Here is a 21,693-nt window from a genome sequence, read left to right on the forward strand (position 1 = left end):
AGTTCCAATGAACATCCACGAATATCAGGCAAAGCAGGTTCTCAAGGGTTTCGGCGCTCCGGTCGCCGAAGGCGTACCGGTGTTCCAGGCAGGCGACGCGGAAGCGGCCGCCAAGCGCCTGCCCGGACCGCTCTATGTCGTGAAGAGCCAGATCCATGCCGGCGGCCGCGGCAAGGGCAAGTTCAAGGAACTGTCCGCCGATGCCAAGGGCGGCGTGCGGCTTGCCAAGTCGATCGCCGAAGTGGTCTCGAACGTCAACGAAATGCTCGGCCACACGCTGGTGACCAAGCAGACGGGGCCCGCCGGCAAGCAGGTCAACCGCCTCTACATCGAGGACGGCGCTGATATCGACCGCGAGCTTTACCTGTCGATCCTGGTCGACCGCTCGGTTGGGCGCGTCGCCTTCGTCGTTTCGACGGAGGGCGGCATGGACATCGAGACCGTCGCGCACGACACGCCGGAAAAGATCGTCACCCTGGCGATCGACCCCGCCAAGGGCGTCACCGGCGATGACGTCGCCAAGCTCAATGAAGCGTTGAAGCTCTCGGGCGATGCGGCCAAGGATGGCGAAACGCTGTTCCCGCTGCTCTACAAGGCTTTCACCGAGAAGGACATGAGCCTGCTCGAGGTCAACCCGCTCATCGTCATGAAGGACGGCCGCCTGCGCGTGCTCGACGCCAAGGTCTCCTTCGACAACAATGCGCTGTTTCGCCATGCCGACATGATGGAGCTGCGGGACGAGACCGAAGAGGACGAGAAGGAAATCGAGGCGTCGAAATACGATCTCGCCTATGTCGCGCTCGACGGCAATATCGGCTGCATGGTCAACGGCGCCGGCCTTGCCATGGCGACGATGGACATCATCAAGCTCTATGGCGCCGAGCCCGCCAACTTCCTTGACGTCGGCGGCGGCGCCTCGAAGGAGAAGGTGACAGCCGCCTTCAAGATCATCACCAAGGACCCGGCGGTCGAAGGCATCCTCGTCAACATCTTCGGCGGCATCATGAAATGCGATGTCATCGCCGAGGGTGTCGTCGCAGCCGTCAAGGAAGTGGGCCTGAAAGTGCCGTTGGTCGTGCGCCTCGAAGGCACCAATGTCGAGCTCGGAAAGAAGATCATCCGCGAGAGCGGCCTCAACGTCACCCCGGCCGACGATCTCGACGACGCTGCCAAGAAGATCGTGGCGGCGGTAAAGGGCTGAAATCGTGCCTCCCCGCAAGATAAACCTCGTTTCCGCGGCGGACGAGAAGATCGAAAAGGTCTTCGATCCGCATGTCGCGGGTGATGTGAATGACAGTCAGGCCAAGGTCGCCAAGTTCGGCGCCGAGTTCGACTGGCACGCGCATGAAAAAGAGGACGAAGCCTTTCTTGTCCTGCGCGGCAAGATCGCGCTCGATTTCCGTGATGGCGCCGTCGAGCTCGACGAGGGCGATTTTCTGGTCGTGCCGCGCGGCGTGGAACATCGCCCACGCTCGCTCACGCACGAGCCGGTGGTGCTGATGTTCGAACCTGCAGCCACGCTGAACACCGGCAACGCAGTGAGCGACCTCACAGTTACCGATCTGAAGCGGCTGTAAGGCAATGAGCAGTACCTCTTCGACGCTTTCGCCCGACCACCAGCGCCTGCAGGCGCTGGTTGGCGCGTGGCGCGGCGAGGAAGAGGTCTCGGCCACCCAATGGGCACCGGCCGGCAAGGCTACCGCGGAGATCGTTGCCGAGCCCGAATTCGGCGGTCTGTTCGTGGTGCAGCGCTATCGGCAGAACCGTGACGGCAAGTCGTCTTTTGCTTCGCACAACGTCTTTGGTTTCGATCAGCCGAACGGTACCTGCACCATGCATCAGTTCGACACCATGGGCTTCGTGCCGGCGGCTCCAGCCTCCGGCGCCTGGAGCGGCAACGAACTGGCGCTGGTGAAGACCTCGCCGCGCGGAACGGCGCGCGCGACCTACAATTTCGATACCGCCGACAGCTACCGTATGCGCCTGGAATTCAAGGCGGCCGGCAGTGACGTCTGGCAAGACATGGTGAATGGCGTCTACCGGCGCGTTTCACCTTCCTCCATCACCCTCTCGTAAAAAGGTTGGGCATGTCCATTCTCGTCGACAAGAACACCAAAATCCTGGTTCAGGGCCTGACCGGCAAGACCGGCACCTTCCACACCGAGCAGGCGCTGGCCTATTACGGCACGCAGATGGTCGGCGGCATCCACCCGAAGAAGGGCGGAGAGACCTGGACCGGCGCCAAGGGTGAAAACCTGCCGATCTTCGCTTCGGTAGCCGAAGGCAAGGAAAGAACCGGCGCTACTGCTTCCGTTGTCTATGTGCCGCCGGCAGGCGCGGCCGAGGCGATCATCGAGGCGATCGACGCCGAGATCCCCCTCATCGTCTGCATCACCGAAGGTATCCCGGTGCTGGACATGGTGCGGGTCAAGGCCCGGCTGGAAAACTCCAGGTCGCGGCTGCTCGGCCCGAACTGCCCCGGCGTCCTGACGCCGGAACAATGCAAGATCGGCATCATGCCCGGCAACATCTTCAAGAAGGGATCTGTGGGCGTTGTTTCGCGCTCGGGAACGCTTACGTATGAAGCTGTGTTCCAGACTTCCAATGTTGGCCTCGGCCAGACCACTGCCGTCGGCATCGGCGGCGATCCCGTGAAGGGCACCGAATTCATCGACGTGCTGGAGATGTTCCTGGCCGACGACGAAACCAAGTCGATCATCATGATCGGCGAGATCGGCGGTTCGGCCGAGGAAGACGCCGCGCAGTTCCTCAAGGACGAAGCCAAGCGTGGCCGCAAGAAGCCGATGGCCGGTTTCATCGCCGGCCGCACGGCTCCCGCCGGACGCACCATGGGTCACGCCGGCGCGGTGATCTCGGGCGGCAAGGGCGGCGCGGAAGACAAGATCGCAGCGATGGAATCGGCAGGTATTCGCGTGTCGCCGTCGCCGGCGCGCCTCGGCACGACGCTGGCCGAAGCGATCAAGGGTTAAGGAGTAAGGGAGTGGGGCAGTAAGGCATTCGGGAAAAACCACATTCCCCTACTGCCTTACTACCCTACTCCCCTTCACAAAGGAGACGGAGCTGAGCTCCGATAAGGCAGATGGCACGACAAGATCAGGCCAACGACCAATTTTCCCTCACCTCGTTCCTCTATGGCGGCAACGCCGACTACATCGACGCGCTTTATGCCGCCTATGAGGACAATCCGGCATCGGTCGATCCGGAATGGCAGGATTTCTTCGCGGCGTTGAAGGATGATGCTGCCGACGTGCAGAAGAACGCCAAGGGCGCATCCTGGGCGCGTCCTTCCTGGCCGCTGATCGCCAACGGCGAACTGGTTTCCGCGCTCGACGGCAATTGGGGTCTTGTCGAAAAGACCATCGAGAAGAAGGTCAAGGAGAAGGCCGCGACCAATGGCGTCGCCATCTCCGAGGCCGATGTCCATCAGCAGACCCGCGATTCCGTACGCGCCATCATGATGATCCGCGCCTTCCGCATGCGCGGCCACCTGCACGCGAATCTCGACCCGCTCGGCATCGCCAACCCGCTCGAGGACTACAACGAGCTGTCGCCTGAGAACTACGGCTTCACTGAAGCCGACTACGATCGGCCGATCTTCCTCGACAATGTGCTGGGCCTCGAGTTCGGCACCATCCGGCAGATGCTGGAGATCCTGACGCGCACCTATTGCTCGACGCTGGGTGTCGAGTTCATGCACATCTCCGACCCCGAGGAAAAGGCCTGGATCCAGGCCCGCATCGAAGGTGCCGACAAGGAGATCTCCTTCACTGCCGAGGGCAAGAAGGCCATCCTGCAGAAGCTGGTCGAGGCCGAAGGCTTCGAGCAGTTCCTCGACGTGAAGTACAAGGGCACCAAGCGTTTCGGCCTCGACGGCGGCGAGTCACTGATCCCGGCGCTGGAACAGATCCTCAAGCGCGGCGGTTCGCTCGGCCTCAAGGAGGTCGTGCTCGGCATGGCCCACCGCGGTCGCCTCAACGTGCTGTCGCAGGTGATGGCGAAGCCGCACCGCGCCATCTTCCACGAGTTCAAGGGCGGTTCCTACGCACCCGACGACGTCGAGGGCTCGGGCGACGTGAAGTATCACCTCGGTGCTTCTTCGGACCGCGAGTTCGACGGCAACAAGGTGCACCTGTCGCTGACGGCCAACCCTTCGCATCTGGAAATCGTTGACCCGGTGGTTATGGGCAAGGCTCGCGCCAAACAGGACCAGTTTGCCGGCCGCGAGCGCGGCGAGATCGTGCCCCTGGCGGAGCGCGCCAAGGTCATGCCGCTCTTGCTGCATGGCGATGCCGCCTTTGCCGGCCAGGGCGTGATTGCCGAGATCCTCGGCCTGTCGGGTCTGCGCGGTCACCGCGTTGCCGGCACGCTGCATTTCATCATCAACAACCAGATCGGTTTCACCACGAACCCGCGTTTCTCGCGCTCGTCGCCCTATCCATCCGATGTGGCGAAGATGATCGAGGCGCCGATCTTCCACGTCAACGGCGACGATCCGGAAGCGGTGGTGTTCGCCGCGAAGGTGGCGACCGAGTTCCGCATGAAGTTCCACAAGCCGGTGGTTGTGGACATGTTCTGCTACCGCCGATTCGGCCACAATGAAGGTGACGAGCCGGCCTTCACGCAGCCTCTCATGTACCGCAAGATCCGCACGCAGAAGACTGCCGTGCAGCTCTATGCCGACCGCCTGATCACCGAAGGCCATATGGCCCAGGCCGACTTCGACAAGATGAAGGCCGACTGGCGAGCGCATCTGGAAACCGAATGGGAAGTCGGCCAGGCCTACAAGCCGAACAAGGCCGACTGGCTCGACGGCGCCTGGTCGGGCCTGCGTTCGGCGGACCAGCAGGACGAACTGCGTCGCGGCAAGACCGCCGTACCGGTCAAGACGCTGAAGGAAATCGGCAAGAAGCTGACCGAGGTGCCGAAGGACTTCGAAGCGCACAAGACCATCGCGCGCTTCCTCGAAAACCGTCGGCAGGCCATCGAGACTGGCGAAGGCATCGACTGGTCGACTGCAGAGGCACTGGCCTTCGGCGCGATCCTGCTGGACGGCAACCCAATCCGTCTTTCCGGCCAGGATTCGGAGCGCGGCACCTTCTCGCAGCGGCACTCGGTGCTCTACGATCAGCGCGACGAGACCCGCTATATTCCGCTGAACAACCTGTCGCCGGCACAGGCAGGCTACGAGGTCATCAATTCGATGCTCTCGGAAGAAGCCGTGCTTGGTTTCGAATACGGCTATTCGCTGGCCGAGCCGAAGGCACTGACCTTGTGGGAAGCCCAGTTCGGCGACTTTGCCAACGGCGCCCAGGTCGTGTTCGACCAGTTCATCTCGTCGGGCGAACGCAAGTGGCTGCGCATGTCCGGTCTCGTCTGCCTGCTGCCGCACGGCTATGAGGGACAGGGTCCGGAACACTCTTCGGCGCGCCTCGAGCGCTTCCTGCAGCTCTGCGCCGAAGACAATATGCAAGTCGCCAATTGCACGACGCCGGCCAACTATTTCCACATCCTGCGCCGGCAGCTCAAGCGTGACTTCCGCAAGCCGCTGATCCTGATGACGCCGAAGTCGCTGCTGCGCCACAAGCGCGCGGTCTCGACCATCGCCGAGCTGTCGGGCGAAAGTTCGTTCCACCGTCTCCTGTGGGACGATGCCCAGCTGTTGCAGAACCAGGCGATCAAGCTGGTCAAGGATTCGAAGATCCGCCGCGTCGTTCTGTGCACCGGCAAGGTCTATTACGACCTCTATGAAGAACGCGAAAAGCGCGGCATCGACGACATCTACCTGCTGCGCGTCGAACAGCTCTATCCGTTCCCGGCCAAGGCGCTGATCACCGAACTGTCCCGCTTCCGCAACGCGGAGATGGTGTGGTGCCAGGAGGAGCCCAAGAACATGGGCGCATGGTCGTTCATCGACCCCTATCTGGAATGGGTACTCGCCCATATCGACGCCAAGCACCAGCGCGTGCGCTACACCGGTCGCCCGGCTGCTGCTTCGCCAGCCACCGGCCTGATGTCGAAGCATCTGGCGCAATTGGCTGCCCTTCTTGAAGACGCGCTCGGCGGTTAAGCCGGGCATACCGAACCCAACCGACAACAACGGACAGGCACATGGCTACCGAAATCAAAGTCCCGACACTCGGCGAGTCGGTCACCGAAGCGACCATCGGCAAGTGGTTCAAGAAGGTCGGCGATGCCATTGCCGTCGACGAGCCGCTGGTTGAACTGGAAACCGACAAGGTGACGGTGGAAGTGCCCGCTCCCGCGGCCGGCACGCTGGCAGAGATCACGGTGAAGGAAGGCGAGACGGTCGGCGTCGGCGCTCTGCTTGGCACGATCGGCGCCGGCGCGGGCGCCCCTGCCACCAAGCCGGAGGCGGTCGCTCAGGCTTCCGCGCCAACCGCCGCCTCGACCGTCAAGGAAGCCGCCGCGCAGAGCGACAAGATTGCCGGCGAAGGCCCGATCGAAGCGCGCACCATGCCGCCGGCGCCGAGCGCTGCCAAGATGCTTGCCGAAAGCAACATCGCCGTCGATCAGGTGTCGGGTTCAGGCAAGCGCGGCCAGGTGCTGAAGGGCGACGTGCTCGACGCCATCGCCAAGGGCGCGCCGTCCCAGCCGGTTGAAACGCCAAAGGTGCCTGCCGCAGCGCGCGCGCCATCGGCCGAGGGCGATGCGGTGCGCGAGGAACGCGTGCGCATGACCAAGCTGCGTCAGACCATCGCACGCCGCCTGAAGGATGCGCAGTCGACCGCCGCCATGCTCACCACCTTCAACGAGGTGGACATGAAGGCGGTGATGGACCTGCGCGCCAGGTACAAGGACATCTTCGAGAAGAAGCACGGCGTGAAGCTCGGCTTCATGGGATTCTTCACCAAGGCCGTGACGCATGCGCTGAAGGAGATCCCGGCGGTCAACGCCGAGATCGACGGCACCGACATCATCTACAAGAACTACGCCCATATCGGCGTGGCCGTGGGCACCGACAAGGGCCTTGTCGTGCCGGTGGTCCGCGATGCGGATGCCATGTCGATCGCCGAGATCGAGAAGGAAATCGGCCGCCTTGGCATCGCCGCGCGCGACGGCAAGCTTTCAGTTGCGGACATGCAGGGTGGCACCTTCACGATTTCCAACGGTGGCGTTTACGGATCGCTGATGTCGACGCCGATCCTGAACGCACCGCAGTCGGGCATCCTCGGCATGCACAAGATCCAGGAGCGCCCCATGGTGGTCGGCGGTCAGATCGTCATCCGCCCGATGATGTATCTGGCGCTTTCCTACGATCACCGCATCGTCGACGGCAAGGAAGCCGTGACCTTCCTGGTGCGCGTCAAGGAAAGCTTGGAGGATCCGGAACGCCTGGTGCTGGATCTGTAAGGTCGTTTTCTATTTGCTGCTCGAAGAAGATTGTTCTTCATGGCCGGTCGAAATGACCGGCCAGCAAACGACTTTCGCTTGTAACTGATCGTGGCGAGGCGCGATGCGCCTCCCAACAAGGGGACAAGGAATATGGAAGCGATAGCAGCATCGACTGAAGTTCAGGTTCTTGGCTGGAGCGCGGCGCTCCTGCTCATCCAGGTCATAGCCCAGGCTTCGGCCATTGGAGATCTGGGCCCGAAATATCTGTTCAGCGCGCGCGACGAAATCCGCGTTTCGAAAAGCGTACTGGCCGGGCGTCTGCTACGTGCCCTGCACAACCTGCTTGAAACCTATCCGGCCTTCATAGCATTGGTGCTGGCGCTCGCACTCACCGGCAAGAGCGGCGGCATCGCCGCGACCGGCGCGGTGCTTTGGATCGTTGCGCGGGTGCTTTATGTCGTTTTCTATGCAGCCGGTGTACCGGTCGTGCGCACCATCATCTGGACCGCCTCCATCGTCGGCCTGGGGATGATGCTGATCAGACTAATAACCTGAGATGACAGACTACCGGCAGGAGGCATGATGGAAGCTGCGGCAGCGTCGACCGAGATGTGGGTGCTCGGCCTGAGCGTTATCTTCCTGCTGGTCCATATTCTGGTTCAGGCCCTGTCGCTCGACCTGTCGAGCGATCTCGGCATGAAATATCTGCTTGGTCCGCGCGATCAGCCGAAGGAACCGCACAATGTTCTGCCCGGCCGGCTGAAGCGTGCGCTGAGCAACCTGCTGGAGACCTACCCGGCCTTTGTCGCCCTTGCCCTTGCCCTTGCCGTCACCGGCAAGACCGGCGGCCTTGGCGCTACCGGCGCGTGGCTCTGGTTTGCAGCGCGCATCGTGTATGTATTCCTTTACGCGGCCGGTGTTCCGGTGCTGCGTACACTCGTCTGGTTTGTCTCCATCCTCGGCCTTGCGCTGATGGTGGTCAGGCTGATGGCCTAGGCCGATCGCAACAAGGGCACCGACCGATGCACTACGTCTATGAATTTCTCGGCCTGATGGCGGTCTTTTCGGTGCTGGTGGTTTCGCCCGGCGCCGACTTCCTGCTGGTCGTCCGGCAAAGTTTGGTTCATGGCCGGCGCGCGGCCATCGTCACCAGCTTCGGCATCGGTGCCTCGCTGCTGTTCCACATCGGCTACACGATCCTTGGCATCGGCATCATTGTCGCCCAGTCGCTGTTCCTGTTCGGCCTGTTGAAATGGGCGGGTGCCGCCTACCTGGTCTATCTCGGCTGGAAGTCGCTGCGTGCCGACGCTTTCGAGATGCCGGATCAAAAGGCGACTGCGCAAACCGCGCCGGCCGTGCCGCCTTCGGCCCTGCGCTGCTTCCTGATCGGCTTCGCCACCAATGCCTTGAACCCCAAGCCCGTGCTGTTCTTCCTGTCGCTGTTTACGGCCCTGGTAAGCCATGACACGCCAGCCACGATCCAGGCCGCCTACGGCCTGCTGATGGCGGCAACGCTGATCCTGTGGTTCGTCGGCGTTTCAACCTTCTTCACGGTTGCCTCGGTCAGGCAGCGCTTTGTCGCCTGGGGCCGCTGGTTCAACCGCGTCACCGGCGTGATCTTCATCGGCCTCGGCGTGCGTCTGGCAACACAGCAGGCGAACTGAGCATCATGCGACTGCCGGCCTTGATCCCTTCTCTGGCTCTGCTTGGCGCCTCTCCGGCGCTGGCAGCGTGTCCGATCGAGCTTGCCGTCTATGGCGAGCGCGAGCAGGTGGCCGAGATCGATTTCCGGCCATCCATGGGCTCAGCCACGACCACCAACAGTTTCAAGATGGTGCTGGGCAACAATATCGTGCTGGACGGCGTGGTGTTGTGGAGCAGCGATGCCGCCCGCCCGCATGGCACACTCATGCATCAGTGCCCGGAAGGCGATGTCACCGGCGAGGAACTTGCGGCCTGCACCGTCTGGGAAGGCGTGATCTACACGGCGGACACCACCGGCGCTGTCGATCTCCTGCCCAACGAGCACAAGGACGCGCCGAGCGCGTTGATCTTCCCCGATCTCGCGGGACACCTCTCCCGTTCGGCGATTCACGACAAGCTGCCCAAACTGCCCTGGGATGTCTTTGCCATGAAAGGATGCCAGGAATGACCGCTTCCGAAAGGACCCTGCTCGTCACCGGCGGCAGTCGCGGCATCGGCGCTGCGGTGTGCCGGCAGGCGGCCGGAGCCGGTTATCGCGTGGCGGTCAACTACGCTTCCAATGAAGCCGCAGCCAAGGCGCTGGTCGCCGAAATCGAGGCCGGTGGCGGCGAGGCTTTTGCCGTGAGGGGCGATGTCGGCAACGAAGCCGACGTCATCGCGATGTTCGAAGCCGTCGACAAGACCTTCGGCAGGCTCGACGCCTTCGTAAACAATGCCGGCGTGGTCGACCGCAAGGCGCGTGTCGACGAAATGAGCGTCGAACGCCTTGAGCGCATGATGCGCATCAACGTCATCGGCTCGATCCTCTGCGCCCGCGAGGCGGTCAGGCGCATGTCGACGCTGCGCGGCGGCAAAGGCGGTTCGATCGTCAACCTCTCCTCGGCCGCGGCGACGCTCGGCTCACCTGGCGAATATGTCGACTATGCCGCTTCCAAGGGCGCCATCGACACCTTCACCATCGGCCTCGCCCGCGAAGTTGCCAACGAAGGCGTACGCGTCAACGCCGTGCGGCCGGGCATCATCGATACTGAAATCCATGCCTCCGGCGGTCAGCCGGGACGGGTCGCGGCGATCCGCGACACCGTGCCGATGAAGCGCGAAGGCAAGGCTGAAGAAGTCGCCCATGCCGTGCTCTGGCTTTTGTCGGACGCGGCATCATATACGACGGGCTCCATTGTGAACGTAAGCGGCGGCCGCTGACCGCCAGGCAGGAAGGACAAGATCATGGCTTATGACGTCGTCGTTATCGGATCTGGCCCTGGAGGCTATGTGTGCGCCATCAAGGCCGCGCAGCTTGGCCTGAAGACGGCCGTGGTCGAGAAGCGCGAGACCTATGGCGGCACCTGCCTCAACATCGGCTGCATCCCATCCAAGGCGCTGCTGCATGCTTCCGAAATGCTGGCAGAAGCGCAGCATTCCTTCGATACGCTCGGCGTCGAGGTCGGCACCCCGAAGCTCAATCTGAAGAAGATGCTGGCGCACAAGGACGCGACCGTCGCCTCCAACGTCAACGGCGTCGCCTTCCTGTTCAAGAAGAACAAGATCGATGCCTTCCGCGGCACCGGCAAGGTGGTGTCGGCCGGCAAGGTCTCCGTCACCGGCGAGGACGGCAAGGTGCAGGAAATCGAGGCGAAGAACATCGTCATCGCCACCGGCTCCGATGTCGCCGGCATTCCGGGCGTGAAGGTCGATATCGACGAGAAGGTCATCGTCTCCTCCACCGGCGCGCTGTCGCTGGAGAAGGTGCCTGGTCATCTCGTCGTGGTCGGCGGCGGTGTCATCGGCCTGGAACTCGGTTCGGTCTGGGGACGCCTGGGCGCCAAGGTCACCGTGGTCGAATATCTCGACACCATCCTCGGCGGCATGGATGGCGAAGTGTCCAAGCAGTTCCAGCGCATGCTGGCCAAGCAGGGTTTCGACTTCAAGCTCGGTGCCAAGGTGACGGCCGTCGCCAAGGCCAAGAAGGGCGCGACGGTGACTTTCGAGCCGGTCAAGGGTGGCGCTGCCGAAACCATCGAGGCCGATGCAGTGCTGATAGCCACGGGACGCCGTCCCTACACCGATGCGCTCGGCCTCAAGGAGGCCGGCGTGGAAGTGGACGAGCGCGGCCGCGTCAAGACGGATGGTCATCTGCGCACCAATGTGCCGGGCATCTATGCGATCGGCGACGTGGTGGCCGGTCCGATGCTGGCGCACAAGGCCGAGGACGAGGGTGTCGCCGTGGCCGAGACCATTGCCGGCCAGGCCGGGCATGTGAACTACGACGTCATTCCGAGCGTTGTCTACACCAGCCCCGAAGTGGCCTCCGTCGGCAAGACCGAGGAAGAGCTGAAGAAGGCCGGTATCGACTACAAGATCGGCAAGTTCCCGTTCACGGCCAATGGCCGCGCGCGTGCCATGCTGCACACCGACGGTTTCGTGAAGATCCTGGCGGACAAGACGAGTGACCGCGTGCTCGGCGTGCATATTCTGGGCTTCGGTGCCGGCGAGATGATCCACGAGGCGACCGTCCTGATGGAATTCGGCGGCTCGTCGGAAGATCTCGCCCGGACCTGCCATGCGCATCCGACCATGTCGGAGGCGGTCAAGGAAGCAGCACTCGCCACCTTCTTCAAGCCGATCCATCTCTAGAGCGTTTCCGTTTTTCACGTAAACGCGTCCGATCAAACGAAAACGGCCCGCCGGAAGGCGGGCCGTTTTCGTTTCATGACATCCCCGGTTATTGGGCCGGAGCGGCCGGAGCCGGATTTGCTGGAGCCGGAGCAGGTTCTGCAGGCTTCGCGGGCTCGGCAGGCGCTGGTTCTGCTGGCTTGGCCGGTTCAGCGGAAGGCGCAGGCGCTGGAGCCGGCGTGCTGGCCGCCGGAGCTTCGGCAGGTGCCGGAGCCTCCCCACCGCTACGGCCGAAGACGAAATACGCGACGACGGCCAGAACGACGATAACGAGAGCGATCAGCCAGCCGCTGCCGCCACCACCAGAGCTTGGAGAGCTGTTGGATGAATCCGCCATGGAAGTCCTCCTGGGAGAAAGTTATCAATCAACGCCAATCGACGCGCAACGCGTGATTGTGCTTCGAATCTAGAAGCCGCAAGGCGTCAAAACAACGACACTGACGTTAAAATCGGCAAATCACCCAGCTTTTTTGCCTCAAAACAGGGCAAAATCCATATATTCGAATCTATAGCCGGCTTTTTACTATCCAAAATTGTGCAATCGATACCGTTCACGAGATCGCCGCAGCGACATTTGGTCAGCTGATTCTGTGATTGGAACAGCACTAGAATTGAAATTGCTCCGCATCTTGGCTGGAGCATAGGAGATGGCTGATATGCACGATCTCTCCAAACATCATGATATCCTGCCCGCAGCCCAATTCTTCGACCGCTATTCGATCGAGGTCGATGGCCAGAATCTCGATGCGCGCTGCGCTGCGGAACGCGTGATGCTGCGCAGGCCGGCCTGGATCGGCTGGCTGATGGCATTGCGCAATCTCATGGTTCGTCCATTCGGCCTGAAGACGGGGCCTGCCGACATGCCGGCAGGTCTAGAACGGATCGGACTGTTTCCCTTGATCGATGAAAGCCCGTCCAGAGCAATTCCAGGAGAAGTGTGTAGCGGTTTTCCGTCCGGAATTGCGCAAAAGCAAAAAGCTGGAGCGTTTCCGCGTTTCCGTGAAGAACGGAAACGCTCCAGCGTGGTTCTCGGGCTCGATGACCGGCATCTCGATTTCAGGCTGCTGGTCGAAGTGAATGAACTCGGCAATGGCCGGCAGTCGGTCAGCGCTTCGACATTCGTTGCCACGCACAACCTGCTCGGCCGCGCCTATCTGGCAATCGTCATGCCATTCCACCGCATCATCGTGCCGGCGATGCTGTCGCGGGTGGGAGCGGTCAGTTGACGGCAGTAACGGTGTAGCCCGCTCTGCGGAAATCCTCGACCAGCCCATCTGCACCGGGCAGGTGCAACGCGCCGACCGCCATGAAGGCGTTTCCCTTGGCCAGGATCGGCAAGGCGCGTTCAGCCATGGTCTTGTTGCGCTTGGTGATCATGGCCTCCTCGAAGGCCGCGTAGCCTGCCTCGTCCTTCGCCGCATCCGGCAGCGTCACCCGAAACAGCGGCCAGATCATGCCGATATCGCCACGCCTGTAGAGCACGATCATCGTTTCCGACACATCGTTGATCCTGTCGCCCAGCTTCAGCGTCTCGATCAGCCCCTTGATGTGCTGTTCCATCGGCAGCGAGGCCATGGCCCGCAACTGCTCCGCGGCGGTCTCCAACCCCTGCAGGTCCTTTCCCGCCGCCTTTGCCTGTTCGGCCAGGTTGACGTCGAGCACCGGCTTTCCCTCGCTCTTGCGAGCCATCTCGCAGGCCGGCAGTGAAACCATGGCCGACAGCATCCACGGTTTCATCTTGGCGACCGAGGCAGAGGGAATGCCGCGCGCATCCAGGCCCTTGTCCAATGCCTTGACGTCATCCGGCGACAGGAACGCGCTCAGCGTCTTGCCGTCGGTGAACATCATCAGCTCCGGCTCCTTGGCCAGCGCCGCCATCATCTTGCTTTGGTCGAGCACGTCGGTGGTTTCGATGATCACGGTATCCGCACCGTCGAGGGCCTTCTGCGCGGCTTGCGGCAAGGTCACCACCCGCGGGTCCGTCATATGCATGGTGCCGAACAACCAGGACGGATTTTCGCCAGGCTTTTCCAGCTTCCACAGCAGGCCCTTGCCGTTGGGTACGGCCGCCGCTTCCTTCTCGATCGCGGCATAGGCAGCCGGGTCGCTCTTCTGCAGCCCGGCAACCATATCGGCCCCGCTGCAGGCCACCGTCGCGGCGTGCGCACGGCTTGAGGCCAGCAGCGCCATCGCCACGAACGACAGGAACAGAACCACATTGACCGCTGCAAGCAGCTTCAGCGACAGGAGCGCGATGCGGTCGGCCTTGGTCGGGGCAAGATTCATGGCGACTGTTCTAGGCGCCAAAGGCGGCGAAACGGTTAATCGGGCGATGAAAATTGTCACCGCCCCGATCGTGGACAGAGCTCATGCCCGGGGGTGCGCCGCCTCGTAGATGTCGAGCAGGCGAGCGGTGTCGACACCGGTATAGATCTGGGTCGTCGACAGGCTGGCATGGCCGAGCAATTCCTGGATGGTGCGCAAGTCGCCACCGCGTCCCAGCAGATGTGTGGCGAAGGAGTGGCGCAGCGCATGCGGCGTCGCTGTCTCGGGCAAGTTCAGCGCCGAACGCAATTTCACCATCTCCCGCTGCACGATCGCCGCGTTGAGCGGGCCTCCACGGGCACCGCGAAACAGCAGCCCATCCTCGCTGAGATGATACGGGCAGAGCCGGCGATATTCGGCGATCGCCCGGAAGGCGACTGGCAGCACCGGCACCAGCCTCACCTTGCCGCCCTTGCCGGTCACACGCAGGACCGTTTCGGACGCATGCGCAAGGTCAGCACCAGTCAACCCGAGCGCTTCGGAAATACGCAGGCCCGAACCATACAGCAAGGTGAGGACGGCGGCGTTGCGTGCCGCGATCCAGGGTTCCTCCGCGAGTTGCTCGCTTGTCGAAACGACACGCCTCGCATCCGCGGCCGTCAGCGGTTTTGGCAGCGATTTCGGCTGTTTCGGCGCTCGCAGTGCCGCCGCACCGGCAGCATTCGCCAATCCTCGCTTTTCCAGGAAACGCAGCAGCGAGCGCACGCCGGCAAGCCCGCGCCCCAGCGTACGGGCACCGGCACCCTCGTTGCGGCGTTGGGCGAGAAAGCCGCGCAGGTCGGCAGGGCGCAAGGCTGCGATATCGGCGATGCCTGCCGGACCACCGACATGGCCGGTCAGGAACTGCAGGAACTGGCGCGTGTCACGCTCGTAGGCCTCCACCGTCAATGCCGACAGCCTGCGCTCACCGGCCAGCGCCTTCAGCCAGCTTTCACGGGCGACCTGGAGGTCCGGCTTGGCGGCGATGAGGAATTCCTGCATTGGCAGAGCGGGTCCCGTTGAATAAGTAAGCATTTACTTTTCAGGTTACCAAGCGATGAAGCGCGCCCGATGAGCAAACTGAAAAACCCCGTCCAGATGGCCGTGATCGGCGCCGCCCATGGCATCAAGGGCGAGCTGCGCGTGAAAACCTTCACCGGCGATCCGCTGGCGCTTGCCGATTACGGCCCGCTTTATGGCAAGGACGGTCGTGCCTTCGAGATCATCGACATCCGGCCGGCCGGCAACGTCGTCGTGGTGCGTTTCAAAGGCGTCAATGACCGCAACGCCGCCGAAGCGCTGACCAATGTCGAGCTCTTCGTCGACCGCTCGGCTCTGCCCGACGATGGCGACGAGGACGAATTCTACCATACCGACCTGATGGGCCTCGCGGTGAAGGACGATGCCGGCGCGACCATCGGCAAGATCGTGTCAGTGCAGAATTTCGGCGGCGGCGATATCCTCGACATCACGCTTGGCTCGCGCAAGGGCGTGCTTATCCCCTTTACTCAGGCCGCCGTACCCGAAGTTTCGATCGCCGGCGGCTTTGTGCGCATCGACCCGGTGGCGGCCGGCCTGGTTGACGATGAAGACGGGGAACCCGACGGCGAAACAGCTCCCGACAATGACGGCTTCGATGCAAAGCGCCGGCCCCGTGGTCCGAAGGACGCCGGGGGCAACCGGTGAGCTTTTCGGCTTCCGTTCTCACGCTCTATCCGGAGATGTTTCCGGGCGCGCTCGGCGTTTCGCTCGCCGGCCGCGCGATGGAGCGCGGCGACTGGTCCTTGCAGGCGATCCAGATCCGTGACTTCGCTTTTGACAAGCACCGCACCGTCGATGACACGCCGGCCGGTGGCGGTGCCGGCATGGTGATGCGCGCCGACGTGCTGGCGCGCGCCATCGATCATGCCGCGCCCGAAGGCGATCCGCGCCCGAAACTTCTGATGAGCCCGCGTGGAAAACCGCTGACGCAGGCGCGCGTGCGTGAACTGGCGGCAGGACCAGGTGTCGTCATCCTGTGCGGCCGCTTCGAGGGCGTCGACCAGCGTTTGATCGAGGCGCGCGACCTGGAAGAGGTCTCCATCGGCGATTTCATCCTGTCCGGCGGCGAGCCGGCGGCGCTGGTCCTGCTCGACGCGGTTGTCCGGCTTCTGCCCGGCGTCATGGGCAATGAGCGTTCCGGCGAGGAGGAGAGTTTCGAAAACGGCCTGCTCGAGCATCCGCATTACACGCGGCCACAGGACTTCGAGGGACGACCTATCCCCGAGGTACTGATTTCAGGAAACCATGCCAGGATCGCAGCATGGCGGCACGAACAGGCGGAAGAACTGACTGCGCAACGACGACCGGACCTGCTTGCGGGTAAGTCCTAGCGGCTAGGCTTTCAGGAAATAATACGCCGCCAGGAACAGTCCCACGGCGATGACGAAGCCGCGCACCGCGTTCTGTGGCACGCGCTTGGCGATCCACACGCCGACATAACCGCCGACCGCGACCGCCGGGATCATCACGATCGCCTGCGGCCAGGACACCACGCCGCCGGACACGAAGATCAGGATGGCAACGGCGGCAATGACGATGGAGAACATGTTCTTCAGCGCATTGAGGCGATGGTAGTCGCCGCTCTGGGTCAGCCCCAGCGTCGCCAGCATCATCACCCCCATGCCGGCACCGAAGAATCCGCCATAAATGGCGGTTGCGAACTGCATCGCGGCACCTGGCACGGTGCCGACGGCTGCTGGCTGGCCGGGTTTCGGTTTCGGCTTCAGCCACGGGCCGGCGGCGAACAGCGCGGTTGCTGCGATCAGCAGCCAGGGCACCATGGCACGAAAAGACGGGTTGTCGAGCGCCAGCAGCAGGAGCGCACCGCCCAGCGCGCCTATGGCCGACACGATGCAAAGCAGCAGGGCACTGCGCCAGATGGCGCGGATGTCGCTCCAATAGGCCAGCGTCGACGTGATATAGCCCGGAAATTGTGTGATCGAGGATGTGGCATTGGCCGAGATCGGCGGAATGCCCAGCACGCTCATCGCCCCGAAAGTGAGGAAGGTGCCGCCACCGGCGACGGCGTTGACAATGCCGGAGAGCAGGCCGGCGACAAAGAGGATGGCGGCGTCGATGAACGTCAAGGCGTCGGCAGGCTCCAGCTTCTAGAGCGCTTCCCCTTTCTTGGAAACGCGGAAACGCTCTAACTTTTTGTTTTTACGCAATTCCGGACGCAAAACCGTTGCACACTTTTGCTGGAATTGCTCTAGCGAGGTTTAGGGCGCGCACTGCCTTCGCGCAAGCGATCTCAGCCCTTGCCGATCAGTTCCAGCAGGGCTTTCGCCGTCGCCTTTGGCGCTTCTTGCGGAATGTTGTGCCCGACGCCGGGCAGGATCCGGCGCTCGAACGGCCCGGAAAACTGGTGGCCATCCTCCTTGTCCGGCGGGCCTACGCCATCGTCGGCGCCGCACAGGGAAATCGTCGGCACGGAAATCAGCGGCTGCTTGGCAAGCTGGTCTTCGACTGCCTGTAGCACAGGATCGCCCGGCACATAACCATAGCGGTGGCGATAGGAATGGATAACGATCTCGACGAAATCCGGATTATGGAAGGATACCGCGCTGCGAGCGAAATCGTCGTCGCTGAAACCCCAGGTCGGCGACCACAGCTTCCACAACAACCGGCCGAGTTCCTCGCGGTTTTCCGTCAGCCCGCGCACGCCGCGGGCGGAATGGAAATAATATTGGTACCAGTAGCGGTATTCGGCCTCGGGGGAAGCTGGATTCACCGAAGCCGGGATGTTCTGGATGTTGTAGCCGTCGCCGCTCACCAGGCAGCGCGCCCGTTCCGGCCAGAGTGCCGCAACGATGCAGGCAGCGCGGCCACCCCAGTCATAGCCAGCAAGTGCCGCCTTTTCGATCGACAACGCGTCCATCAGATCGACAAGGTCCTGCGCGATCGCCGCCTGCTGGCCCGAGCGCATCGTTGCTTCGGAGCGGAACCGCGTTGGGCCGTACCCACGCAGATAAGGCACGATCACGCGTTGGCCCCGTGCTGTCAGCAGCGGCCAGACCTCGTCATAGCCGCGCGGATCGTAAGGAAAGCCATGCAGGAGGATGATCGGATCGCCATTTGGATCGCCATGGTCCTCATAGGCGATGTCGAGCAGGGCTGTGCGGGCGAAGCGAATGGGATAAGGTCCAGTCATGGGCAACTCCCCTTGGAGCGCCAATCTGGCATCTGGAGACGGCCCGACCAACCGGCCACGGTAAAAAATACCGTTGGACAGGTGACAAATGCGCGAAATAGCGCTATGTGCCGCGCCGAACCGGACAAGATCGTCCGGACCCGTCAACAATGGCGGTGTAGTCGCCCCTGCCGGACATCCTCGGATGGAAGGCATAGCCGAGCGGTCCCCGAGTGTGATTTTTGGGAGACTGCAAGGCAAGTGCAGGGCGCTCTGGCTGTCGGAAGAACAAGAAGTGGATTTTTGAGATGGATCTGATCCGTCAGCTCGAGGCCGAACAGGCCGCCAAGATCGAAGCCAAGCGCAAGCTGCCTGAATTCCAGCCTGGCGACACCGTGCGCGTCCAGGTGCGCGTCACGGAAGGCACCCGCACCCGCGTGCAGGCCTATGAGGGCGTCGTGATCGCCCGTTCCGGCTCCGGCTTCCAGGAAAATTTCACCGTCCGCAAGATCTCGTACGGCGAAGGCGTGGAGCGTGTGTTCCCGGTCTACTCGCCGATGCTCGAAGCGGTCGAGATCGTCCGCCGCGGTAAGGTCCGTCGCGCCAAGCTGTATTACCTGCGCGATCGTCGCGGCAAGTCGGCTCGTATCTCCGAGAACACCGGCGTGCGCGCCCGCAAGCTGAACGACGAGGAGCGCGAAGCGCTCGCCGCCGAGAAGGCCAGGATCGAAGCCGAGAAGATCGCTGCCGCCGAGGCGCTGGCTGCCGAGAAGGCTGCTCAGGAAGCCGCCGAGAAGAAGGCTGCCGCTGAGGCCGCCGCTGCTGCGGAAACCGCAGCTGCCGAATAAGATTTTCGGATAATACCGATTTGGAAAAGGCGGCTTCGGCCGCCTTTTTTGTTTTCCACCGTCAGCCCACAATCGAAGGTTTCACCGAGACGACGGCAAGGCTGGGCAGAGGGTGTTGACTCCTTTTAATTTGTACACTAATGATTTGTGTACAAATTAATGGAGAAAACGATGTCTGCTCTGTATTCCACCGAAGCCCGTGCAGTTGGCGGCCGTGCCGGCCATGTGAAGTCCAGCGACGGCCTGCTCAGCCTCGACCTCGCCATGCCGAAGGAACTGGGCGGCAAGGGTGGCGCCACCAACCCCGAACAGCTCTTCGCGGCCGGCTATTCCGCGTGTTTCGAAAGCGCCATGCGCTTCATTGCAGGCAAGCAGAAGCTGCCGCTGGCGGACGCAGCCGTGACGGCGAAGATCGATCTTCTTCCGAACGGCGAGGGCGGTTTCCGGTTGGGTGCTGCACTCACCGCCGAAACCAAGGGCCTGGATCAGGCTGCAGCCGAGGCGCTGGTTGCCGCTGCGCACAAGGTATGTCCTTATTCCAACGCACTCAGGGGCAATGTCGACGTCGCTCTTTCGGTGAAGGCGGGATGACTCTTTCAGACACTGACATTGAAAAGACCACCGAGAGCCGGGTGCAAACGCCCCGGCTCGACCGGCAGCTTTGCTTTGCGCTCTATTCTGCCAGCGGCCTGATGACGAAGCTCTATCGTCCGCTGCTGGCGCCGCTCGGGCTGACCTATCCCCAATATCTCACCATGCTGGCGTTGTGGGAAAGGGCGCCGCGCACCGTTGGCGAGCTGGGTGACACGCTCGGCCTCGACCCGGCCACGCTGACGCCGCTGCTGAAGCGTATGGAGGCGGGCGGGCTGATCAGCCGTCGTCGCGACCCTGCCGACGAGCGCCGCGTGCTGGTGCAGCCGACCGCCGAGGGTGAGGCGCTGCGCGCTGCAGCCGGCGGTATCCAGGAGGCCCTTGGCTGCCAGTTGCCGCTCGAACCGGTCGAGTTGGCCAAGCTGCGCGACACGCTGAACGGGCTCGTTGGTCAGTTGCGCGCCTTGGAAACCGAGGCAACTGCGGTCGAACAAGGCAACGAAAGATAATTCGTTCCGAATCCGGCCTCTTCCCGGTATCGAATTCCAGTTTCTTCGTTCCAGCTGCAGCGTGGCGGCTTGCAAGGCCGTGCTGGAAGGCTAATGTCGGCGATCTTTTTCGACCGTCGACGGAATTCCCGCGCGGTCCTTGTTCTTCGGGGGAAGTCTCATGATCAGATCGAAACTCGTGCTGGCCGCGATTGCCGCCTGCCTTCTCGCGCCGATTGCGGCCGCAGCCCAGACCTTGCCGGACCTTGCCGGCAAGAAAGTCGTGGTGGTGACGGAAAACGCCTACCCGCCGCTGCAGTTCGTCGACCCTAAGTCGGGCAAGCAGATCGGCTGGGAATATGATTTCATGAACGAGATCGCCAAGCGGCTGAACTTCAAGGTCGAATACCAGAACACTTCCTGGGATGCGATGATCCAGGCTGTGGCCGACAAGCAATACGACATCGGCATGACCGGCATCACCATCAATGACGAGCGCAAGGCCAAGGTCGATTTCTCCGAGCCATACATGCGCAACGAGCAGTTCATGCTGGTGCGCGGCGATGAAAGCCGCTTCAACGACGCCAAGAGCTTCGCGGCCCTCAAGGACGGTCTGATCGGCGCGCAGCCGGGCACTTCGCCTTTCTACACCGCCGTTTATTCCGTGCTGGACGGCAATGAGCAGAACCCGCGCATCAAACTGTTCGAGACCTTCGGCGCCACCGTGCAGGCACTCAAATCAGGCGACATCGATGTTGTGCTCACCGATTCGACTGCCGGCAAGGGCTACGTCGACGCCTCCGAAGGCAAGCTGAAGCTTGTCGGCGGTCCCCTCGGCACCGAGGATTTCGGCTTCATCTTCGCCAAGGGCTCGGACATCGTGAAGCCGGTCAACGAGGCCATCGCGGCCCTCAAGGCCGACGGCACAATCGAGACGCTGAACAAGAAGTGGTTCCTCGACTACAAGATTGGCCAGTAATCAGCCACTTAGAGCGCCGCGCGTCCATTCGGACGCGCAAAGGACGCTCTAAAACTTTGAAGCTGCGCATCGTGCTTTCCGAAAATCGATTCCGATTTTCGGGCCGATGCGCTAGGTTGAAATCAGCCGGCGCCATAACAGCTGGCGCCGGCATGATCGATCACATAGAGCCATGTGCCATCCTTCTGCCTGCGGACGATTTCGGCGGTAAAGCCGGAATAGACGACGGCGCCTTTTTCGTCAGTGAGCGTGAAATCGGCGCGCAGCAGCGCCAGATCGCCATGTTCGACGCAGAACGTGTCGTTCGACACCATGGTGCCGGGCAATTCGATGAGCCTCTTCAGTTCTGTCGCGATCGCGGCCTTGCCAGTGAGGCTCGCCCCGCTCGCATCCACCAGCAGCTGGGCGTCCTCTTCATAGAGCGAAAGCAACTCATCGAGATTTCCGGCGTTGCGGGCGGCCGCGAAGGCTCCATTCAACTCGGCTGGTCGATAGACTTTTCTTGACATTGGCTTTCTCCTGTTTGGAGAACAGAACCATGTCGTTTCAAAACTATCCAAACGG

The 21,693-nt window shown here is 62.5% G+C and carries 25 protein-coding genes; 19 read left to right on the forward strand and 6 right to left on the reverse strand.

The annotated features are described in order from the left end of the window. Positions 1-7 precede the first annotated feature (7 nt). The 12 genes from sucC (at position 8) to lpdA (ending at position 11,709) form a co-directional block, all read left to right on the forward strand. A complete protein-coding gene (gene sucC, locus AO692_RS12680; RefSeq protein WP_054310410.1) occupies positions 8-1,201 on the forward strand; it encodes an ADP-forming succinate--CoA ligase subunit beta in 1,194 nt (397 codons plus the stop codon). Between the two features lie 4 nt (positions 1,202-1,205). Continuing rightward, positions 1,206-1,577 carry a cupin domain-containing protein gene (locus AO692_RS12685; RefSeq protein WP_054310411.1) on the forward strand — a complete coding sequence of 124 codons (372 nt, stop codon included), beginning with the start codon at positions 1,206-1,208 and terminating at the stop codon, positions 1,575-1,577. Between the two features lie 4 nt (positions 1,578-1,581). Continuing rightward, positions 1,582-2,076 carry a DUF1579 family protein gene (locus AO692_RS12690; protein ID WP_054310412.1) on the forward strand — a complete coding sequence of 165 codons (495 nt, stop codon included), beginning with the start codon at positions 1,582-1,584 and terminating at the stop codon, positions 2,074-2,076. Between the two features lie 11 nt (positions 2,077-2,087). After that, positions 2,088-2,990 (forward strand): succinate--CoA ligase subunit alpha, encoded by a 903-nt coding sequence (gene sucD, locus AO692_RS12695; protein ID WP_054310413.1) that lies wholly within the window; start codon positions 2,088-2,090, stop codon positions 2,988-2,990. A 110-nt stretch (positions 2,991-3,100) separates the two neighbouring features. After that, the gene (locus AO692_RS12700; protein WP_054310414.1) at positions 3,101-6,088 is read left to right on the forward strand and encodes a 2-oxoglutarate dehydrogenase E1 component; all 2,988 of its coding nucleotides are present in this window, start codon (positions 3,101-3,103) and stop codon (positions 6,086-6,088) included. A gap of 41 nt (positions 6,089-6,129) precedes the next feature. Continuing rightward, the gene (odhB, locus tag AO692_RS12705; RefSeq protein WP_054310415.1) at positions 6,130-7,392 is read left to right on the forward strand and encodes a 2-oxoglutarate dehydrogenase complex dihydrolipoyllysine-residue succinyltransferase; all 1,263 of its coding nucleotides are present in this window, start codon (positions 6,130-6,132) and stop codon (positions 7,390-7,392) included. 132 nt (positions 7,393-7,524) lie between these two features. Beyond that, a complete protein-coding gene (locus AO692_RS12710) occupies positions 7,525-7,929 on the forward strand; it encodes an MAPEG family protein (protein ID WP_054310416.1) in 405 nt (134 codons plus the stop codon). A 27-nt stretch (positions 7,930-7,956) separates the two neighbouring features. Then, positions 7,957-8,370 (forward strand): MAPEG family protein, encoded by a 414-nt coding sequence (locus tag AO692_RS12715; protein WP_054310417.1) that lies wholly within the window; start codon positions 7,957-7,959, stop codon positions 8,368-8,370. Between the two features lie 26 nt (positions 8,371-8,396). After that, the gene (locus tag AO692_RS12720) at positions 8,397-9,038 is read left to right on the forward strand and encodes a LysE family transporter (RefSeq protein WP_054310418.1); all 642 of its coding nucleotides are present in this window, start codon (positions 8,397-8,399) and stop codon (positions 9,036-9,038) included. A 5-nt stretch (positions 9,039-9,043) separates the two neighbouring features. Next, positions 9,044-9,526 (forward strand): hypothetical protein, encoded by a 483-nt coding sequence (locus AO692_RS12725; RefSeq protein ID WP_054310419.1) that lies wholly within the window; start codon positions 9,044-9,046, stop codon positions 9,524-9,526. Continuing rightward, entirely contained in the window at positions 9,523-10,278 is a 756-nt protein-coding gene (locus AO692_RS12730) for an SDR family oxidoreductase (RefSeq protein ID WP_054310420.1), read from the forward strand. The genes AO692_RS12725 and AO692_RS12730 overlap by 4 nt, the downstream gene beginning before the upstream one ends. Positions 10,279-10,302: 24 nt before the next feature. Further along, the gene (lpdA, locus tag AO692_RS12735) at positions 10,303-11,709 is read left to right on the forward strand and encodes a dihydrolipoyl dehydrogenase (RefSeq protein ID WP_054310421.1); all 1,407 of its coding nucleotides are present in this window, start codon (positions 10,303-10,305) and stop codon (positions 11,707-11,709) included. Positions 11,710-11,797: 88 nt separating this feature from the next. Here the strand turns inward: lpdA and AO692_RS33290 are convergent, their stop codons facing one another. After that, a complete protein-coding gene (locus AO692_RS33290) occupies positions 11,798-12,085 on the reverse strand; it encodes a hypothetical protein (RefSeq protein ID WP_054310422.1) in 288 nt (95 codons plus the stop codon). Between the two features lie 310 nt (positions 12,086-12,395). On the opposite strand from AO692_RS33290, the gene AO692_RS12745 reads away from it, so the two are divergent. Then, positions 12,396-12,974 (forward strand): DUF2867 domain-containing protein, encoded by a 579-nt coding sequence (locus AO692_RS12745; RefSeq protein WP_082407341.1) that lies wholly within the window; start codon positions 12,396-12,398, stop codon positions 12,972-12,974. Here the strand turns inward: AO692_RS12745 and AO692_RS12750 are convergent. After that, positions 12,967-14,034 carry a TraB/GumN family protein gene (locus AO692_RS12750; protein WP_054310424.1) on the reverse strand — a complete coding sequence of 356 codons (1,068 nt, stop codon included), beginning with the start codon at positions 14,032-14,034 and terminating at the stop codon, positions 12,967-12,969. The genes AO692_RS12745 and AO692_RS12750 overlap by 8 nt on opposite strands. A gap of 81 nt (positions 14,035-14,115) precedes the next feature. Next, positions 14,116-15,054, reverse strand: a complete 939-nt coding sequence (locus tag AO692_RS12755) for a tyrosine recombinase XerC (RefSeq protein ID WP_054310425.1) — start codon at positions 15,052-15,054, stop codon at positions 14,116-14,118. Between the two features lie 69 nt (positions 15,055-15,123). On the opposite strand from AO692_RS12755, the gene rimM reads away from it, so the two are divergent. After that, the gene (rimM, locus tag AO692_RS12760) at positions 15,124-15,738 is read left to right on the forward strand and encodes a ribosome maturation factor RimM (RefSeq protein WP_054310426.1); all 615 of its coding nucleotides are present in this window, start codon (positions 15,124-15,126) and stop codon (positions 15,736-15,738) included. After that, positions 15,735-16,424, forward strand: a complete 690-nt coding sequence (trmD, locus tag AO692_RS12765; RefSeq protein WP_054310427.1) for a tRNA (guanosine(37)-N1)-methyltransferase TrmD — start codon at positions 15,735-15,737, stop codon at positions 16,422-16,424. The genes rimM and trmD overlap by 4 nt, the downstream gene beginning before the upstream one ends. A 3-nt stretch (positions 16,425-16,427) precedes the next feature. Here trmD and AO692_RS12770 read toward each other — a convergent pair whose 3' ends face one another. Together AO692_RS12770 and AO692_RS12775 are read right to left on the reverse strand one after the other, a co-directional pair. Beyond that, positions 16,428-17,180: a sulfite exporter TauE/SafE family protein gene (locus tag AO692_RS12770; protein ID WP_054310428.1), complete on the reverse strand. Its 753-nt coding sequence runs from the start codon at positions 17,178-17,180 to the stop codon at positions 16,428-16,430. Between the two features lie 164 nt (positions 17,181-17,344). Beyond that, a complete protein-coding gene (locus AO692_RS12775; protein ID WP_054310429.1) occupies positions 17,345-18,244 on the reverse strand; it encodes an alpha/beta hydrolase in 900 nt (299 codons plus the stop codon). A gap of 287 nt (positions 18,245-18,531) precedes the next feature. Here AO692_RS12775 and rplS point away from each other — a divergent pair, with 287 nt between their 5' ends. The 4 genes from rplS to AO692_RS12795 all read left to right on the forward strand — a co-directional run bounded on the left by rplS (position 18,532) and on the right by AO692_RS12795 (position 21,129). After that, complete coding sequence (rplS, locus tag AO692_RS12780; protein WP_054310430.1) at positions 18,532-19,071, forward strand: 50S ribosomal protein L19; 540 nt, start codon at positions 18,532-18,534, stop codon at positions 19,069-19,071. Between the two features lie 171 nt (positions 19,072-19,242). Then, on the forward strand, positions 19,243-19,662 hold the full coding sequence (locus tag AO692_RS12785; protein ID WP_054310431.1) for an organic hydroperoxide resistance protein: 420 nt from the start codon (positions 19,243-19,245) through the stop codon (positions 19,660-19,662). Beyond that, entirely contained in the window at positions 19,659-20,171 is a 513-nt protein-coding gene (locus AO692_RS12790) for a MarR family transcriptional regulator (protein WP_054310432.1), read from the forward strand. Before AO692_RS12785 ends, AO692_RS12790 begins: the two co-directional genes overlap by 4 nt. A 160-nt stretch (positions 20,172-20,331) precedes the next feature. Continuing rightward, positions 20,332-21,129, forward strand: coding sequence for a transporter substrate-binding domain-containing protein (locus AO692_RS12795; RefSeq protein ID WP_054310433.1), 798 nt, complete (start codon positions 20,332-20,334; stop codon positions 21,127-21,129). Positions 21,130-21,251: 122 nt separating this feature from the next. Here AO692_RS12795 and AO692_RS12800 read toward each other — a convergent pair whose 3' ends face one another. Beyond that, on the reverse strand, positions 21,252-21,638 hold the full coding sequence (locus AO692_RS12800) for a nuclear transport factor 2 family protein (RefSeq protein ID WP_054310434.1): 387 nt from the start codon (positions 21,636-21,638) through the stop codon (positions 21,252-21,254). Positions 21,639-21,693: the final 55 nt, after the last annotated feature.

The organism is Mesorhizobium sp. 1M-11, from assembly GCF_001303895.1.
Lineage (GTDB): Bacteria > Pseudomonadota > Alphaproteobacteria > Rhizobiales > Rhizobiaceae > Mesorhizobium.

Excerpts from the sequence above, each read along its gene's own strand:
- AO692_RS12725 (WP_054310419.1), top strand. The coding sequence starts at position 9,044 with ATGCGACTGCCGGCCTTGATCCCTTCTCTGGCTCTGCTTGGCGCCTCT.
- AO692_RS12775 (WP_054310429.1), bottom strand. The coding sequence starts at position 18,244 with ATGACTGGACCTTATCCCATTCGCTTCGCCCGCACAGCCCTGCTCGAC.
- AO692_RS12800 (WP_054310434.1), bottom strand. The coding sequence starts at position 21,638 with ATGTCAAGAAAAGTCTATCGACCAGCCGAGTTGAATGGAGCCTTCGCG.
- AO692_RS12750 (WP_054310424.1), bottom strand. The coding sequence starts at position 14,034 with ATGAATCTTGCCCCGACCAAGGCCGACCGCATCGCGCTCCTGTCGCTG.
- odhB (WP_054310415.1), top strand. The coding sequence starts at position 6,130 with ATGGCTACCGAAATCAAAGTCCCGACACTCGGCGAGTCGGTCACCGAA.
- sucD (WP_054310413.1), top strand. The coding sequence starts at position 2,088 with ATGTCCATTCTCGTCGACAAGAACACCAAAATCCTGGTTCAGGGCCTG.
- AO692_RS12755 (WP_054310425.1), bottom strand. The coding sequence starts at position 15,054 with ATGCAGGAATTCCTCATCGCCGCCAAGCCGGACCTCCAGGTCGCCCGT.
- AO692_RS12720 (WP_054310418.1), top strand. The coding sequence starts at position 8,397 with ATGCACTACGTCTATGAATTTCTCGGCCTGATGGCGGTCTTTTCGGTG.
- AO692_RS12690 (WP_054310412.1), top strand. The coding sequence starts at position 1,582 with ATGAGCAGTACCTCTTCGACGCTTTCGCCCGACCACCAGCGCCTGCAG.
- rplS (WP_054310430.1), top strand. The coding sequence starts at position 18,532 with ATGGATCTGATCCGTCAGCTCGAGGCCGAACAGGCCGCCAAGATCGAA.
- AO692_RS33290 (WP_054310422.1), bottom strand. The coding sequence starts at position 12,085 with ATGGCGGATTCATCCAACAGCTCTCCAAGCTCTGGTGGTGGCGGCAGC.
- AO692_RS12785 (WP_054310431.1), top strand. The coding sequence starts at position 19,243 with ATGTCTGCTCTGTATTCCACCGAAGCCCGTGCAGTTGGCGGCCGTGCC.
- AO692_RS12730 (WP_054310420.1), top strand. The coding sequence starts at position 9,523 with ATGACCGCTTCCGAAAGGACCCTGCTCGTCACCGGCGGCAGTCGCGGC.
- AO692_RS12790 (WP_054310432.1), top strand. The coding sequence starts at position 19,659 with ATGACTCTTTCAGACACTGACATTGAAAAGACCACCGAGAGCCGGGTG.
- AO692_RS12700 (WP_054310414.1), top strand. The coding sequence starts at position 3,101 with ATGGCACGACAAGATCAGGCCAACGACCAATTTTCCCTCACCTCGTTC.
- AO692_RS12715 (WP_054310417.1), top strand. The coding sequence starts at position 7,957 with ATGGAAGCTGCGGCAGCGTCGACCGAGATGTGGGTGCTCGGCCTGAGC.
- AO692_RS12710 (WP_054310416.1), top strand. The coding sequence starts at position 7,525 with ATGGAAGCGATAGCAGCATCGACTGAAGTTCAGGTTCTTGGCTGGAGC.
- AO692_RS12745 (WP_082407341.1), top strand. The coding sequence starts at position 12,396 with ATGGCTGATATGCACGATCTCTCCAAACATCATGATATCCTGCCCGCA.
- AO692_RS12795 (WP_054310433.1), top strand. The coding sequence starts at position 20,332 with ATGATCAGATCGAAACTCGTGCTGGCCGCGATTGCCGCCTGCCTTCTC.
- sucC (WP_054310410.1), top strand. The coding sequence starts at position 8 with ATGAACATCCACGAATATCAGGCAAAGCAGGTTCTCAAGGGTTTCGGC.
- rimM (WP_054310426.1), top strand. The coding sequence starts at position 15,124 with ATGAGCAAACTGAAAAACCCCGTCCAGATGGCCGTGATCGGCGCCGCC.
- lpdA (WP_054310421.1), top strand. The coding sequence starts at position 10,303 with ATGGCTTATGACGTCGTCGTTATCGGATCTGGCCCTGGAGGCTATGTG.